Below are 14,901 nucleotides of genomic sequence, written 5' to 3'. Positions count from 1 at the left end.
ATGATAATAGAGTCAATATGGTTGGAGGTGTACACTTGGAATCTCATCACAGTTATTCGCTCATACTTAATGCAGCCCCTTTGAAAGGCGAAATGTCCGTGCTTTTCAGTGGGAGAGGGGAACCGGTGGCAGGCCACTTTATCGGACCGGCGGTGCATGACATCTATTTAATTCATATTGTCCTAGAAGGGGAGGGGCAATTCGAAACGCTTGGAAAGACTTATACTTGCAGGGCTGGTGACGCTTTCATTATTTTCCCCGATATTTTGGTTAGATATGAAGCGAGCGCAAGCGATCCGTGGAAATATATGTGGGTTGGTTTCTCTGGCGAGCTTGTAGAAACCGCGCTCAGCTCGGTAGGAATTACGCCGGATTTTGCCGTTGTCCGAAATTGTCCGATGCCGGCTATTCAGAAAATGTTTAGAAGCATTCGCAAAAGCATGGATAAAACGAATGTACCGGTGCTCGGGAATATGGAGGCGTCCGGCTGGCTTCGCCTGCTCTTTTATGAGCTTGGGCGTCTGCAGCTGACAGAAAATGCGCCAGTGCAGGTGCCGGTCGCACGCTCCTACAGACAGATCGACCAAGCGATCCGTTTGTTGTCGCTGCAGTACGGACAGCAGCTCTCGATTGAATCGATCGCCCAGACGCTCGGTTATCACCGTGCTCACCTAACCAGGCTCTTCAAGGAAGCGACCGGCTTGCCGCCGATGCAATATTTATTAAAGGTGCGCATGAAGAAGGCGGAGGAGCTGCTTGAAGGCGAATTGACGGTCGCGCAGATCGCGTCTTCCGTCGGCTACAATGACCCGTTGTTTTTTACAAAACAATTCCACAAGTGGAGCGGGCAGTCCCCGACGGATTTCCGCAAGGCACTGCGCGGGAGAATATGAAGGTTTGCCGTTCATGCTGCTTGGCACGGGGGTGTTTGCAAGAAAAGAGGGACGATTCAGCTGTGGCTGCCGGATGGGCAAAGCGGAATCGTCCCTTTTTTTGTGTTCTATAGCCGTATGCTTGGCTATTCAATCGTTTTGACAGAACGGCGGATGACCAGATCCGCAGGCAATACGATTTTTTTCCACGGCAGCTCCGTTTCTCTCTCCTGTATCCGTTCGACCAGCATCTGCATGCCCATGTAGCCGAACTGGTAAGCCTGCTGGGCGGCAACCGTCAAGAACGGCTCCACTTCCGAATACGGCCCCAAATCATCGAAGCAAACGAGGGAAATATCCTCTGGCACTCGAATTCCGCGGTCGCGAAGCAAACGTAAAATTTCAACGGCAAGCACGTTATTGCCCGCTACGATTGCAGTGGGCGGCGTGGCGAGATGATCGAGCCATTGTCCCATTTCCGTCAAATCGTTTATCGGGCCAAAGCTGGTCTCATACACATAGCTCTCGTCATAAGCCAGATCATTCAGCTTTAGACCATCCTGAAAGCCTTGAAGGCGCAAGCGGGCACTGGAGATCGAGGGCGATCCGTTTACCATGGCAATAGTGCGATGGCCTTGCGAGACAAGGTATTCGACTAGCCGCCGCGCCCCATCCTTGCTGTCTCCGAGCACGATATCGCAGGCTATGCCAGGCACTTCGCGGTCGAGCAGGACGAACGGGACATTGTGCTTGCGCAATGATTCCAGATGCGGCAGGGAGGGGTCGCCAGCAGGCGCGACAAGTACGCCGTCGACTCGTGTAGTCAGAATCGTCGTGACGTAGTCGGCTTCCTTCTCCAAGCTTTCGTCGCTGTTGCCGAACAGCAGGCGGTAGCCGGAGCGCTTGGCGGCATCCTCGGCTCCTCTGGCAAGCGTAGTATAGAACGGGTTCATAATATCGGTGATGAGCAGGAACAGCAGCTTCGTCTGCTGCAGGACCAGGCTTCGCGCCGTTTGGTTCGGAACATAGCCAAGCTCCTCCATGACGCGCTTGACCTTTGCTCTTGTTTTGTCGCTTATTTTGCCAGTGTTATTGATAACTCTGGAGACGGTCATCGCGGAGACGCTTGCTTTGGCCGCAACATCGTAGATCGTTACCATTTTATTGTCCCCTTATCGCTAAATCATAGTTTCTATCATACAAAAAAGTAGTCATTGACAGCAACTCTTTTTATTGTTATTTTGAGGTTATCGGTAACATTATTATAACCTATTGGAGGTTTTTATTCATGACGGACACAAACTTGCGTTTCCAAAGCGGCTTCCCAAAAATCGGTATTCGTCCCACGATTGACGGCAGAAGGAAAGGCGTTCGCGAATCGCTAGAGGAACAAACAATGAACATGGCAATCGCCACAGCAAAGCTATTGTCGGAAAATTTGCGTTATCCAAACGGTGAGCCTGTGGAATGCGTCATTGCCGATACTTGCATTGGCGGCGTGTCAGAAGCAGCGGCTTGTGCGGATAAATTTGTGAAAGCTGGCGTAGGGGTATCGATAACGGTAACGCCATGCTGGTGTTATGGCACGGAAACGATGGATATGGACCCTTCGATTCCGAAAGCGGTATGGGGCTTTAATGGAACGGAACGTCCAGGCGCGGTGTACTTGGCTGCCGTATTGTCTGGTTATGCTCAAAAAGGCCTTCCGGCGTTCGGCATTTACGGTGAGCATGTGCAAGATTCCGGCGATACTTCGATTCCGTTTGACGTGAAAGACAAGCTGATCGGATTTGCTAGAGCAGGTCTTGCGGTTGCCTACATGCGCGGCAAATCATATTTGTCGATGGGCTCGGTGTCCATGGGGATTGCCGGATCAATCGTAAACGATGCATTCTTCCAGGAGTATCTTGGCATGCGTACGGAGTACATCGATATGAGCGAATTCGTTCGCCGCATGGAAGAAGGCATCTATGATGGCGCGGAGTTTGAGAAAGCGCTTACGTGGGTGAAGGAAAACTGTATTGAAGGCCCGGATAACAATGCTGCGCATCTTCAAACGTCCAGAGAGCAGAAGGATGCGGATTGGGAGACAGTGGTCAAAATGACGCAAATCGCCCGCGACCTTATGGTCGGCAATCCACAGCTTGCGGAGCTAGGCTTCGGCGAAGAGGCTGGCGGTCATAATGCAATCGTAGCCGGATTCCAAGGCCAGCGGCAGTGGACGGACCATTTTCCAAACGGGGATTTTATGGAAACGGTGCTTAACTCCTCCTACGATTGGAACGGCAAGCGTGCGCCTTATATGGTCGCAACGGAAAACGACAGTTTGAATGGCGTCGTTATGCTGTTCGGTTATCTCCTAACGAATACGGCCCAAATTTTTGCGGATGTCCGGACTTACTGGAGCCCTGAATCGGTAGAGCGCGTCACTGGCCATAAACTCGAAGGCGCAGCTGCGGGCGGCATTCTTCACTTGATAAACTCAGGCTCCGCTACGATGGACGGCACTGGCGAACAGTCGAAAGACGGGCAGCCGGCATTGAAGCCTTTCTGGGAAATTACCGATGAGGAAGCGCAAAAATGCTTGGATGCGACCTCTTGGCGTCCGGCTTCCGTGGAATATTTCCGCGGCGGCGGCTTCTCCTCTGACTATTTGACGCGCGGCGGCATGCCGATGACGATGTCTCGCATCAACCTTGTTAAGGGCATTGGTCCGGTGCTGCAAATTGCCGAAGGCTACTCGGTTGACCTGCCTCAGGATGTACATGACACGCTTGATAACCGTACGGACCCGACATGGCCGACGACTTGGTTTGCACCGATACTGACAGGCGAAGGTTCTTTCCATTCCGTATATGAGGTTATGGACAATTGGGGGGCGAATCACGGCTCGATCAGCTACGGACACATTGGTGCCGACTTGATTACGCTAGCTTCGATGCTGCGGATTCCGGTGAATATGCACAACGTTTCCGAAGAGCAAATTTTCCGTCCGAGAGCTTGGGGATTGTTCGGAACAGCGAATGCGGAGAGCGCGGACTACCGGGCTTGTCAAAATTTCGGACCGATCTATAAATAAATTGGAGGTTTTTACATGAGCAGCACGGACATTCGCAATGAGCTTTGCAAATATGCACGCAAAACCGTAACAAACAAATTGGTCGTCGGGCCAGGCGGCAATATTAGCGCGAAATTCGAGGGTAAAATGTACCTTTCGCCAAGCGGCTTTGCCCTGGATGAAGTTGAGCCTCACCAATGGGTAGAGGTGGATATCGAGACGGGTGAAATTACGGATATCGGCCTTCGTCCGTCCTCCGAGGTGCTAATGCATCTCTATGCCTATCGCGCCAACCCGGATATCGGAGCCATCGTGCATACTCATCCGCCGTATTGCATCGCTTTTACATTAGTGGAGCAAGAGCTGCCAATTATGTTCCCGGACCAAGCGGCACTCGTTGGCAAAACGGTTTATGTGCCTTACGTTCTTCCAACCACAGATAAGCTGGCTGATGCCTATGTAGCTAAGGTGAACGAAGCAAGCTCCGTTCTGCTCGGTAACCATGGACTGGTGACATCGGGCCGCAATTTGCGCGAAGCTTATTACCGGACAGAAGTTGTAGAGGAAAGCACAAAAATTTACTTGATTGCCAAAGCCATTCGTGAGCCGAAGGTGCTGACAAAGGAAGAATTTGAAGAGATTGCATCGCTGGAGAGCGAGGCTTACCGCATCGAATTGCTGCAAAAGATGAAGTAATTCGCTTTCGCCGCGAATCGGCGTGAGCCATTACGCAAGGGGAGGATTTTGGCATGACGAAGCTTGCGACTGTGCTCGCTTTTGACCTTGGAGCCAGCAGCGGAAGGGCGCTGGTTGGCGAGCTGGTCGATGGAGGAGCGGACGGGCATAAAAAGCTGCAGGTAACGGAAATTCACCGTTTTCCGAATGAGCCGATCGCGGTGCATGGGCATTTGCATTGGGATATTTTGCGCCTGCTTCAAGAGCTGAAAACGGCGATCCGCCATGCTTTTCAGGAAGGGTACGCGCCGCAGGCATTCGGAATCGATACTTGGGGCGTGGATTTTGGCCTGCTTGATGAGAGTGGTGAGCTGCTCGGCAACCCGTATCATTACCGCGATTCGCAAACCGAAGGCATCGTGGAGGAGCTAAGCGCCCTCATTGGGAAGGATCGCTTATATGAGCAGGGAGGGCTGCAATTTATGTCCTTTAATACCATCAACCAGCTCTATGCGATGAAAAAGGCTAATTCGCCTAAGCTGGCGGCAGCGAGCACGCTGCTGCTTACGCCGGATTTGCTGGCTTACTTCCTGACAGGCGAGAAGGTATGCGAATTTACAATGGCGACGACTACGCAGCTCTACCAACCGAAAGAGCAGCGTTGGAATACGGAACTGATGGATGAGCTGGGCATACCAAGCGGATTGTTTCGCGAGCCAATTCATCCCGGTACGGCTTTTGGCACATTGCTACCAGAAGTATGCGAGGAGCTTGACGTTCCGGCGATGACCGCAGTGGCAGTGGGCACTCATGATACGGAATCAGCGGTCGCCGCTGTTCCGGCGGATGGAGAAAGTCCATTTGCTTATCTGGTGTGCGGCACATGGTCGCTTCTGGGGACAGAGCTTGCTCGGCCAATCGTAACAGCTGAAGCTCAGGCGCTGGATTTTTCTAATGAAGGCGGCGTTGGCGGCACTTATCAGCTTCTTAAAAATATTATGGGACTCTGGATATTGCAGGAATGCAAGCGGGAGTGGGATGAGCAGGGGCTGGGACTTTCCTTCGCAGACATCGTGGTTCAAGCTGAGAAAGCCGAGCCGTTCCGCAGTCTTATTCACCCAGATGATGCTTCCTTCTACGCGCCATCGGGTATGGTCGGCCGTATTCAGGCCTACTGCCGCCAGACGTCGCAGCCTGTTCCGCAGACGGTAGGGGAAATCGCTCGCTGCATCGTAGAAAGCCTTGCGCTTAGGTACCGTCAGGCGCTTGAGCAGATGGAACGGCTGACGGGAGATAACTTCGGCGGACTGTACATGGTTGGCGGCGGCATTCAAAATAAGCTGCTTTGCCAGTTAACGGCGAATGCGCTTGGCCGTCCGGTATGGGCAGGCCCGGTAGAAGCGAGTGCGATCGGAAACATGCTGATGCAGCTCGTTGCCCTCGGGCAATGCGCTAATTTGCGGGAAGCGCGTCAGCTGGTAGCCGCTTCGTTTCCGATTGAGGAATTTGCTCCCGAGCCGTCTGAGTCCTGGCACTCTGTGTATGAAACCTTTGATAGCTTAAAATACTAATGACGGCAAATGGCCGGGTTGAATTTTCCCGCTATTTAACCGGGTAACGAAAGGAAGAAAAGACATGCTAATCGGCATTTCGAAACTGATTTCACCTGAGCTGCTGAAGGTGCTTAGCGAGATGGGGCATAGTGACGAAATCGTGCTTGCCGACGGCAATTTTCCGGGTGCGAGCCATGCGCAGCGGCTCATTCGGGCGGACGGGCACAACGTGCCTGAGCTGCTGGATGCCATATTAAAGCTGTTTCCGCTTGATCAATATGTGGAAAAACCGGCTGCTCTTATGCAGGTAGTGCCCGGCGATACAGTAGAAACGCCGATTTGGGAGCAGTATCGTGCCATTATCGAGCAGCGTACCGGATTATCGGAGCCGTTCGAGCAGGTGGAGCGCTTTGCTTTTTATGAGCGGGCGAAAAAAGCCTATGCGGTCATTGCGACTGGCGAAAGTGCGCTGTACGCCAACCTGATTTTGAAAAAAGGCGTAATAACGGAAGACTAACGCAGGAAATGATGAAAAAGGCTGCATCCTAGTATCGTAGGGGATGGAGCCTTTTTCCTTTTTTTGCAACCTGTGAGATTTTTTTCGTCCATAGGCTATGGCTGTTGCTAGCGAATAGGTGGCTGATAGCAGCGGAGGAGTATATTGACTGGTAAAGGGAATTGGTTATGAAGCTGAAAGTGATCATCGTGTTCTGCTTGGCATTAGTTATCTCCTCAACAAGCAGAGCGGATCGGCGGCTCGTGCAGAAAGCGGAAGTCTACGAACCGATGAAGATCCGCAGCGCTGCTTACCATTCCTTGTCCGAGGTAAAGCAATCAACAATCGTCGGCGATTGGAAGCAAGCGGAGGTGAAAATGTCCAATGGGACAGCGATTCCATTTAAGCGGCAGAAAGAAGTGAGTGGAAATGTAAACCGGGTTGTTATTAAAACGAAATAGGACGCTATCCTTGGGCCAATTGGCATTTATGTCGACCCTATTGAGCTGTAGAATGCTGGAACGTCATCTTGGCACGATAGACTATTCTCTTTTGGAAATATGAGTACAAACGGCGCTCAAATGCTGCGATTATCGGAAATAGGTCTAAAAAGCAGATCTATGGGAGCCGAAACCGCCCAAAATCTAGAAAAAGGTCTAAAAAGTAGTTCTATTCCAGAAAACTCAGGCCAAAAGGGCGCTCAAATGCTGCGATTATCAGAAATAGATCTAAAAAGTAGATCTATGGGGGCCGAAACCGCCCAAAATCTAGAAATAGGTCTAAAAAGTAGATCTATCCCAGAAAACTCAGGCCAAAACGGCGCTTAAATGCTGCGATTATCAGAAATAGATCTAAAAAGTAGATCTATGGGGGCCGAAACCGCCCAAAATCTAGAAATAGGTCTAAAAAGTAGATCTATCCCAGAAAACTCAGGCCAAAACGGCGCTTAAATGCTGCGATTATCAGAAATAGATCTAAAAAGTAGATCTATGGGGGCCGAAACCGCCCAAAATCTAGAAATAGGTCTAAAAAGTAGATCTATCCCAGAAAACTCAGGCCAAAACGGCGCTTAAATGCTGCGATTATCAGAAATAGATCTAAAAAGTAGATCTATGGGGGCCGAAACCGCCCAAAATCTAGAAATAGGTCTAAAAAGTAGATCTATCCCAGAAAACTCAGGCCAAAACGGCGCTTAAATGCTGCGATTATCCGAAATAGATCTAAAAAGTAGATCTATGGGGGCCGAAACCGCCCAAAATCTAGAAATAGGTCTAAAAAGTAGATCTATCCCGCCAAACTACCCTCATGCCCTCCTCAAATCGCCTCCCCAGCTCAAACGGCATGAAATCATTTGGCTGGACAGCAAGCGCGGCATTCATTATGATTTAAATATGAAAACGTTATCAAGATGGATGCTTTATTATGCGGGCAGGGGGCCAGAGGCTTGCGCAAATCGATGTTTGTCAGCTTGTTTGCTGGATGTTTGATTATTTTGTTTTTTACGCTAACCTCGATGATTAAGGTGTTCTCCTCCAATTTGATTGAGCCCGCGCTTACATCGGAGCAGCATAACAGCTACCGGCTCGTACTGATTACAAGCGAGCTGGATACTCCGTTTTGGGCAAAGGTGGAGAAAGGAGCTATGGCGGCGGCTGAGCAATATGGTGCAAGCTTGGAGGTATGGGGCACCTACGGCTCGAATCGCGATGATTTTCTCAAAAACATCGAGGTTGCCATTGTATCCAAGGTAGATGGCATTATTGTGCAGGGATTGGATACGGATGAATTCAAAAGCTTGACCAAGGTGAAGGCAGCAAGCAGCGGCATTCCGATTATTACCGTCGCAAACGATGTTCCTATGAATGAGAGCCTGCGCCGGACGTATGTTGGCTCTGATCACTTGGAAGCAGGCAGCATGATCGCGCGCCAACTGGTGTCGGATATGGGCTTCGCGGGCAGAGTGGTGTTAATGGTTTCGGACCGTCAGGAATATTTCCAGCGTTCGCGCCTGACAGGAATCTTAAATGTGCTGAAGCCGTACCCCCAGATTGAGACGCTGATCGTAGCGGCGGGAGATTCCCGGGTGGATGTGGCCAGCGCAACGAATAAGCTGCTGAACGAGGCTCCCAACGTGGATGCTTTTATTGCCGTATCCGCGAATCATGCTGGCTCTATTATTCAGGAAATTAGCAAACGGATGCAGGTAGAGCCCTTTTATATCTATTCCTTCGATGATTCGCCGGAGACGTTAACCTTGATGCAGCAGGGCAAGATCGATGCGCTAATCGCACAATCCCCGGAGGCGATGGGAGAGCAAAGCGTCACCCATATGATCAAGTGGCTGACTGGCGAGCAGGTGCCGCTGAATCCTGACGGTTATTTTACGGACATCAAGGTGCTGCGGGCGGGGGAAACAAGATGAACAGCATTCAGCGGAAAATTTTGACGATGTCGGTAATTGTACTGTCCATTATGGTGTTGATTTGGGTCGTGCTCACTTACTATAACCAGAAAACGCAAGAGCAATATAATGATATATTGCAGCGCTATTTGCGCATGAATGAAGTGACTGATCACAGCCACCAGACAATAATTGCTTTAAATGACTATATGCAAAAGCCATCTGCGTTGAAGCTGAGCAAGCTTGACCAGAACAAAAAAAACATGCTAATGGCAAAGCTGCAGACCGTCACGCTGCGTAATAAGGACAACGCGTTTACGCTGACGAGCTATATCAATATGATTGATAGCCTGGTCGCTTCGGCGGATCTGACAGTCATGTTTCTCGGACAAGGAAACGCGGAGCAATCGGCCGAGAAGTTCGAGGAAGCCACCCGAATTGACAAATATATAGCCGAGACGACGATTACGCTAATTGACAAGGAAGTGCGGACGTACGATGCGTTTTACCGCGGCATTATTGAGCAAAGCACAGAGCTGAAAAGGCTTGGCGCTTGGCTGCTCTCCTTGATTACGATTATACTATTGCTATTTACCTACTGGTTTTCCCTCAGCATTACCAGGCCGATTCAAAAGCTGACGGTGGCTGCCAAGGAGCTGTCCCGCGGACGCTTCGACAAGCCGATTGAAGTACACTCCAACGATGAAATCTCATTCCTCGCGAAGACGTTTGACCGGATGCGCGTAAATATCAACAACTTAATCTCCGAGATTCAACAGAAGGCGCAGCTTGAGAGCGAGCTGCAGCAAAGCAAACTGCTCCTGAAGGAAAGCCAGCTGATCAGCCTGCAAAGCCAGATTAACCCCCACTTCTTGTTTAACACCCTAGACACCCTCTCTAAGAAAGCTTATCTCGATGGTTCTGAAGAAACTAGCGATTTAATAGCAAGCGTCGCAGGCTTACTGCGCTATAATTTGCGCCGTCTGGACCGGGCGGTCACGCTGGAAGAAGAGCTTTCAGTTGCTTTGAAATATATTGAGATTCAAAGTGCTCGCTTCACCGATCGCCTTCGATTTGAGCAGGAGGTTGATGAGAGCTGCCTTCAGCTTAAGCTTCCCTGCCTTACACTTCAGCCTATTATTGAAAACGCGGTCATTCATGCTGTGGAGCCGCTTGAAGATGGGGGGAGCATAGCGCTGCGCATTTATGAAAGAGAGCAGCGCGTTTGGATTGAAATTGAGGACGATGGAGCAGGCATGACGGCTGAGAAGGTCAATCATATTTTGATGGAGGGCGGAAACGCCGATGGTCTGGGCCACTCTACGGGAATCGGCTTCAGCAACGTGGTTAAGCGGCTGCGGCTGTTCGTCGGTGCTGAGGATGTCATTTCCATTGACAGTGAACCCGGCTTCGGAACCAAGGTCACGATAAAAATACCACTGGCGGGGAGCGAAGGCTAGCATGCTTAAACTATTAATTGTGGATGACGAACAGGTGGAGCGCGAAGGCTTGCAGGCGATTTTGCACAAGGGCTTTCCCACCTGTGAATTTAAGCAAGCGAGAAACGGCGCGAGAGCGATTGAGTTGGCCAGCGAGTGGCAGCCGGATCTTATTCTGATGGACATTAAAATGCCTGGCGTAAACGGAATTGAAGCCATTGAGCGGATATCGGTCTTTTTGCCGGATACAAAATTTATTATGGTAACGGCTTACGACACGTTTGATTATGCCCGCAAAGCAATTAAGCTGGGAGTTAAGGATTATTTGCTCAAGCCTAGCAAGGCGAGTGAAATTGTAGCCGTTATCGGCAAAGTTATCGATGAAATTGTGCAGGAGAAAACCATGGTGGAGCAGCGTTTGGTTGAAGAGGAGAAGCTGCGGAAGATGATGCCGCTCGTGGAATCCGATATTGTAACGCAGCTGCTGTTCGACCATGTTCATGAAGTACATATTGATGACATGCTTCAACTCCTTGGAGGAGAGATTACGAGCGAGGCATTCGTCATGCTCGTCATGCTGCCAAACGAAGGAGCGCCAGAAGCAATCTATTGCGCGTTGAAAACAAAGGTAAGAGAGGTAGGAAAAGGCTGGGTAGGGGCCATGTCGGGCCGTCAAATTCCAATTATCGTGTTCCGCGAGGCGGCCAAAACGTTCCGTGCGCAGGCCGCATCGCTCGTGCAGCAGCTTCTGCTGCTGCAGCGTTCCGCAGGCGGCGACTTTTTCATAGGCATCGGTGGCTGCTACGCGGGACTTGGCAATGTTCGATTATCCTACCAAGAAGCACTGCTTGCAAGTGCGAATACGGAGCAGCCTGCCAAGCATCAATTTTATGGCGAGATGGATAGGGAAGGCACTTTCGGAAGCGGTTATCAGGACAAAGAAACAGAGAAGCAGTTCGTCGACCTAATTCGTTTAGGGCAATGGCCGGAGGTGCGGAAAATGATTATGGGCTTAATTGACCGCTGTGACCAGAATCAGGCTTCCTTGACGGAATCGGGGCAATATGTGCTGGAGCGGTTATGGATCATCGCCCGGGTGGCTATGGAAATGGGAATTGAGATTGAAAAGCCGTTATTTTCCTTTCAAGTACGCCAGTATCAGCAGCTGCGCGCCGAAACCGAGGGTTTGCTAAGCAAGATGATGTCTACAATTGAAGCCCATCAAGCAAAGGTACAGCCTGATGCGGTAGGCCGAATGAAGCAGTACATTATAGAACATTCCGAGAAAGAGATTTCACTGGAGATGATGGCGAATCGAATAGGGCTGAGCCCCTTTTATATGAGCAAGATGTTCAAGGATCAGGAGGGCATTAACTATATCGATTTTCTCACCGAGTGCAGAATTGAGAAAGCGAAGAAGCTGATGGCTGACCCAGATCGCAGCTTAAAGGAGATTACGTTTGAAGTGGGCTATAACGATCCAAATTATTTCAGCAAGGTGTTCAAAAAGGTGTGCGGCGCATCCCCAACTGATTATCGGCGGGCGATTATAGGCAGTAAGCGATGAGAGGGCAGTCCACCTTAAAAAAATGCAGATGATCGCAAAAGAGTGCTGGAAGTGGTTCGCTCACCACTTCCAGTTGCATGCTATATTTGAAAATGTAAGCAGTTACATTTCGTGAGATAAGGGAGCGAAGAAAATGGGGAAACGTTTGACAAGAGGCGGGGTTGTATCCATTGCATTAGCTTTGATTCTGGTGCTGTCAGCCTGCTCAGGCGGCAACGGCAATGGGAAAGAAAATTCTGGATCCGGCACGAAAGAAACGACCGGGAAGGCGAACAATGCCAAGTCCGGAGATGAAAAGCTGGTCATTGGCTTCTCGCTGGATACGCTTCAAGAGGAACGCTGGCAGCGTGACCGGGATTTGTTCATAGCGGCAGCCGAAGCACTGGGCGCGAAGGTAGAAGTACAGGCAGCGAACAGCGATGACGCGAAGCAAATCTCGCAAGCGGAAAATCTGATCAGCCAAGGCGTCGATGTGCTGGTCGTTGTTCCCCATAATGCGGAAGCTACCGCGGCTATCGTAGAAAAAGCCCATGCGGCAGGCATTAAAGTGCTAGCCTATGACCGCTTGATCAAAAACTCTGACCTCGATCTGTATATCTCATTCGATAACGAAAAAGTAGGCGAAATGCAGGCCGAAGCGATCGTGAAGCTGGCGCCAAAAGGGAAATTCGTTTACATTGGCGGTTCGGAAACTGACAATAATGCTCATTTGTTCAAGAAAGGCGCGTTCAATATTTTGCAGCCGCTCATTGACAGCGGTGACATTCAGGTCGTATTCGACCAATGGACGAAGGATTGGAATCCGGCGAACGCACTGACGAACATGGAGAATGCGCTTACAGCAAACGATAATAAAGTCGATGCCGTCGTCGCAGCGAATGACGGTACAGCAGGTGGAGTTATCCAGGCATTGGCTGCTCAAGGGCTCTCCGGCAAAATTCCAGTATCCGGCCAAGACGCCGAGCTTGCGGCAGCACAGCGTATCGTGGAAGGCACGCAAACGATGACGGTTTACAAGCCGATCAAGGATTTGGCTGAGAAAGCGGCCGAGCTTGCGGTGAAGCTGGCTAATGGCGAGGATGTTGGCGCGGATAAGTCGGTCAATAACGGTAAAATCGATGTGCCTTCGGTCTTGCTTGATCCCGTCGCAGTCGACAAATCCAATATCGATGCGACAGTCATTGCGGACGGCTTCCATTCCAAAGAAGATGTTTACAAAAACGTGAAATAGAGGCTGGCGACGAAGAATGAGGGGATGAAGCGATGGGCAATATGACGCGTCTCCCCTCTTTGTTATTTTCGGAGGTGTTCAAGGGATGACGGCTGCATTAGAGATGCGCAACATTACAAAACAATTTCCAGGCGTTAAAGCGCTGAACGACGTAACCTTTTCGGTAAAAAAAGGAGAGGTGCATGCGTTATGCGGCGAGAACGGCGCTGGCAAGTCCACCCTGATGAAGGTACTTAGCGGGCTTTATCCTCATGGTACCTACGATGGGCAAATCATGATCAACGGCGAAGAGAAGCGCTTTGGCAAAATCAAAGATGCGGAAGAAGCGGGCATCGCCATCATCTATCAAGAGCTTGCCCTTGTGAAGGAGCTGTCGATCGGTGAGAACTTGTTCCTTGGCAAGGAGCCGGCAGTCTTTGGCATCATCAACTGGGAACGGGTATTCAAAGAAAGCGAGCGGTGGCTCAAAGAGGTTGGCCTTCATGACGTGAATCCGGAGCAACCGATCGGGGCGCTCGGGATCGGAAAGCAGCAGCAGATTGAAATCGCCAAAGCGCTGTCCAAGAGGGCAAACATCCTGATTTTAGATGAGCCGACAGCAGCATTGACGGAGCAGGAGGTCGAGATACTGCTCGGCATTTTGCGGGAGTTCAAGAAGCGGGACGTTACCTGTATTTATATCTCACACAAGCTTAATGAGGTATTTGCGATTGCGGATACAGTAACAGTTCTCCGTGACGGACAGACGGTGGGAACCTATCCAATTGCCGAAGTCAACGAGGATAAAGTCATTTCGCTTATGGTTGGACGAGAACTGAAGGAGCGCTTTCCTAGGGTGGCAGCAATTCCAGGCGAGGTCGTGTTAAAGGTAACGGACTACACCGTTATGAATCCCGAGCGTCAGGGGAAGAAGGTTATTGATAATCTAAGCTTTGAGCTGCGCAAGGGTGAGATTCTAGGTATTGCCGGGTTGATGGGAGCGGGCAGAACAGAGCTTGTCATGAGCTTGTTTGGCTCCTATGGCGGGCAAAACCAAGGAACGATTGAAATTGAGGGCAAGCGAGTTAAGCTCAAAAATACCCAACAAGCGATCAAGGCAGGCTTGGCGCTTGTATCGGAGGACCGGAAAAAATACGGCCTTGTGCTTGGCATGGATATCAAAAGCAATGTGAGCTTAGCGAGTCTTGGCGCGATATCCTCTGGCGGCATTCTTCGCCCGAATGAAGAAATTGCGGCAGGCAATCAATATTTGCGTTCGCTGCGCGTGAAGGCCAATTCGGTAGAGACGATTGTCGGCACGTTGAGCGGAGGCAATCAACAAAAAGTGGTGCTCGGCAAATGGCTGATGACGGTTCCGAAAATATTGATTTTAGATGAGCCGACCCGGGGAATTGACGTAGGCGCCAAATTCGAAATTTACAACATTATGAATGAATTGATCGCGCAGGGCGTTTCCATCATTATGGTATCCTCGGAGCTGCCGGAGCTGCTTGGCATGAGCCACCGAATTATGGTTATTGCGGAGGGCAAGCATATGGGGGAATTTGCCGCTGAGGAAGCGACACAGGAAATGATCATGACGGCTGCCACAGGAGGAAAAGGAAGATGA

Annotated in this window: 12 protein-coding genes; 11 read left to right on the top strand and 1 reads right to left on the bottom strand. The window is 50.5% G+C overall.

Annotated elements, in window-relative coordinates; genetic code table 11:
* Positions 1–35: 35 nt before the first annotated feature.
* The gene (locus tag FJQ58_RS09210; protein ID WP_238403925.1) at positions 36–893 is read left to right on the top strand and encodes an AraC family transcriptional regulator; all 858 of its coding nucleotides are present in this window, start codon (positions 36–38) and stop codon (positions 891–893) included.
* A gap of 125 nt (positions 894–1,018) precedes the next feature.
* On the opposite strand, the gene FJQ58_RS09205 is transcribed toward FJQ58_RS09210, so the two are convergent.
* On the bottom strand, positions 1,019–2,032 hold the full coding sequence (locus FJQ58_RS09205; protein WP_139992558.1) for a LacI family DNA-binding transcriptional regulator: 1,014 nt from the start codon (positions 2,030–2,032) through the stop codon (positions 1,019–1,021).
* Positions 2,033–2,160: 128 nt separating this feature from the next.
* On the opposite strand from FJQ58_RS09205, the gene FJQ58_RS09200 reads away from it, so the two are divergent.
* From FJQ58_RS09200 to FJQ58_RS09155, 10 genes are all read left to right on the top strand, one after another.
* Entirely contained in the window at positions 2,161–3,951 is a 1,791-nt protein-coding gene (locus FJQ58_RS09200) for an L-fucose isomerase (protein ID WP_139992556.1), read from the top strand.
* A gap of 15 nt (positions 3,952–3,966) precedes the next feature.
* Entirely contained in the window at positions 3,967–4,626 is a 660-nt protein-coding gene (locus FJQ58_RS09195) for a class II aldolase/adducin family protein (RefSeq protein ID WP_076266723.1), read from the top strand.
* 53 nt (positions 4,627–4,679) lie between these two features.
* Complete coding sequence (locus tag FJQ58_RS09190; protein WP_139992553.1) at positions 4,680–6,176, top strand: rhamnulokinase; 1,497 nt, start codon at positions 4,680–4,682, stop codon at positions 6,174–6,176.
* 64 nt (positions 6,177–6,240) lie between these two features.
* Complete coding sequence (gene fucU, locus FJQ58_RS09185) at positions 6,241–6,675, top strand: L-fucose mutarotase (protein WP_139992551.1); 435 nt, start codon at positions 6,241–6,243, stop codon at positions 6,673–6,675.
* 167 nt (positions 6,676–6,842) lie between these two features.
* Positions 6,843–7,115: a hypothetical protein gene (locus tag FJQ58_RS09180; RefSeq protein ID WP_139992549.1), complete on the top strand. Its 273-nt coding sequence runs from the start codon at positions 6,843–6,845 to the stop codon at positions 7,113–7,115.
* A gap of 983 nt (positions 7,116–8,098) precedes the next feature.
* Complete coding sequence (locus FJQ58_RS09175; protein WP_238403923.1) at positions 8,099–9,076, top strand: substrate-binding domain-containing protein; 978 nt, start codon at positions 8,099–8,101, stop codon at positions 9,074–9,076.
* On the top strand, positions 9,073–10,515 hold the full coding sequence (locus FJQ58_RS09170; RefSeq protein WP_139992547.1) for a sensor histidine kinase: 1,443 nt from the start codon (positions 9,073–9,075) through the stop codon (positions 10,513–10,515). The genes FJQ58_RS09175 and FJQ58_RS09170 overlap by 4 nt, the downstream gene beginning before the upstream one ends.
* Before the next feature lies 1 nt (position 10,516).
* A complete protein-coding gene (locus FJQ58_RS09165; RefSeq protein WP_139992545.1) occupies positions 10,517–12,061 on the top strand; it encodes a response regulator in 1,545 nt (514 codons plus the stop codon).
* 133 nt (positions 12,062–12,194) lie between these two features.
* Positions 12,195–13,292, top strand: coding sequence for a D-xylose ABC transporter substrate-binding protein (xylF, locus tag FJQ58_RS09160; protein ID WP_139992543.1), 1,098 nt, complete (start codon positions 12,195–12,197; stop codon positions 13,290–13,292).
* 85 nt (positions 13,293–13,377) lie between these two features.
* On the top strand, positions 13,378–14,901 hold the full coding sequence (locus FJQ58_RS09155) for a xylose ABC transporter ATP-binding protein (protein WP_139992541.1): 1,524 nt from the start codon (positions 13,378–13,380) through the stop codon (positions 14,899–14,901).

Origin of the sequence: Paenibacillus paridis (genome assembly GCF_006345825.1) — a bacterium.
Classification (GTDB): domain Bacteria; phylum Bacillota; class Bacilli; order Paenibacillales; family Paenibacillaceae; genus Pristimantibacillus; species Pristimantibacillus paridis.
Note: the sequence above shows the minus strand (reverse complement) of the source record. Positions and strands in the feature narration are given on the sequence as shown.

Excerpts from the sequence above, each read along its gene's own strand:
- FJQ58_RS09155 (WP_139992541.1), top strand. The coding sequence starts at position 13,378 with ATGACGGCTGCATTAGAGATGCGCAACATTACAAAACAATTTCCAGGC.
- FJQ58_RS09180 (WP_139992549.1), top strand. The coding sequence starts at position 6,843 with ATGAAGCTGAAAGTGATCATCGTGTTCTGCTTGGCATTAGTTATCTCC.
- FJQ58_RS09190 (WP_139992553.1), top strand. The coding sequence starts at position 4,680 with ATGACGAAGCTTGCGACTGTGCTCGCTTTTGACCTTGGAGCCAGCAGC.
- xylF (WP_139992543.1), top strand. The coding sequence starts at position 12,195 with ATGGGGAAACGTTTGACAAGAGGCGGGGTTGTATCCATTGCATTAGCT.
- FJQ58_RS09205 (WP_139992558.1), bottom strand. The coding sequence starts at position 2,032 with ATGGTAACGATCTACGATGTTGCGGCCAAAGCAAGCGTCTCCGCGATG.
- FJQ58_RS09170 (WP_139992547.1), top strand. The coding sequence starts at position 9,073 with ATGAACAGCATTCAGCGGAAAATTTTGACGATGTCGGTAATTGTACTG.
- fucU (WP_139992551.1), top strand. The coding sequence starts at position 6,241 with ATGCTAATCGGCATTTCGAAACTGATTTCACCTGAGCTGCTGAAGGTG.
- FJQ58_RS09200 (WP_139992556.1), top strand. The coding sequence starts at position 2,161 with ATGACGGACACAAACTTGCGTTTCCAAAGCGGCTTCCCAAAAATCGGT.
- FJQ58_RS09165 (WP_139992545.1), top strand. The coding sequence starts at position 10,517 with ATGCTTAAACTATTAATTGTGGATGACGAACAGGTGGAGCGCGAAGGC.
- FJQ58_RS09195 (WP_076266723.1), top strand. The coding sequence starts at position 3,967 with ATGAGCAGCACGGACATTCGCAATGAGCTTTGCAAATATGCACGCAAA.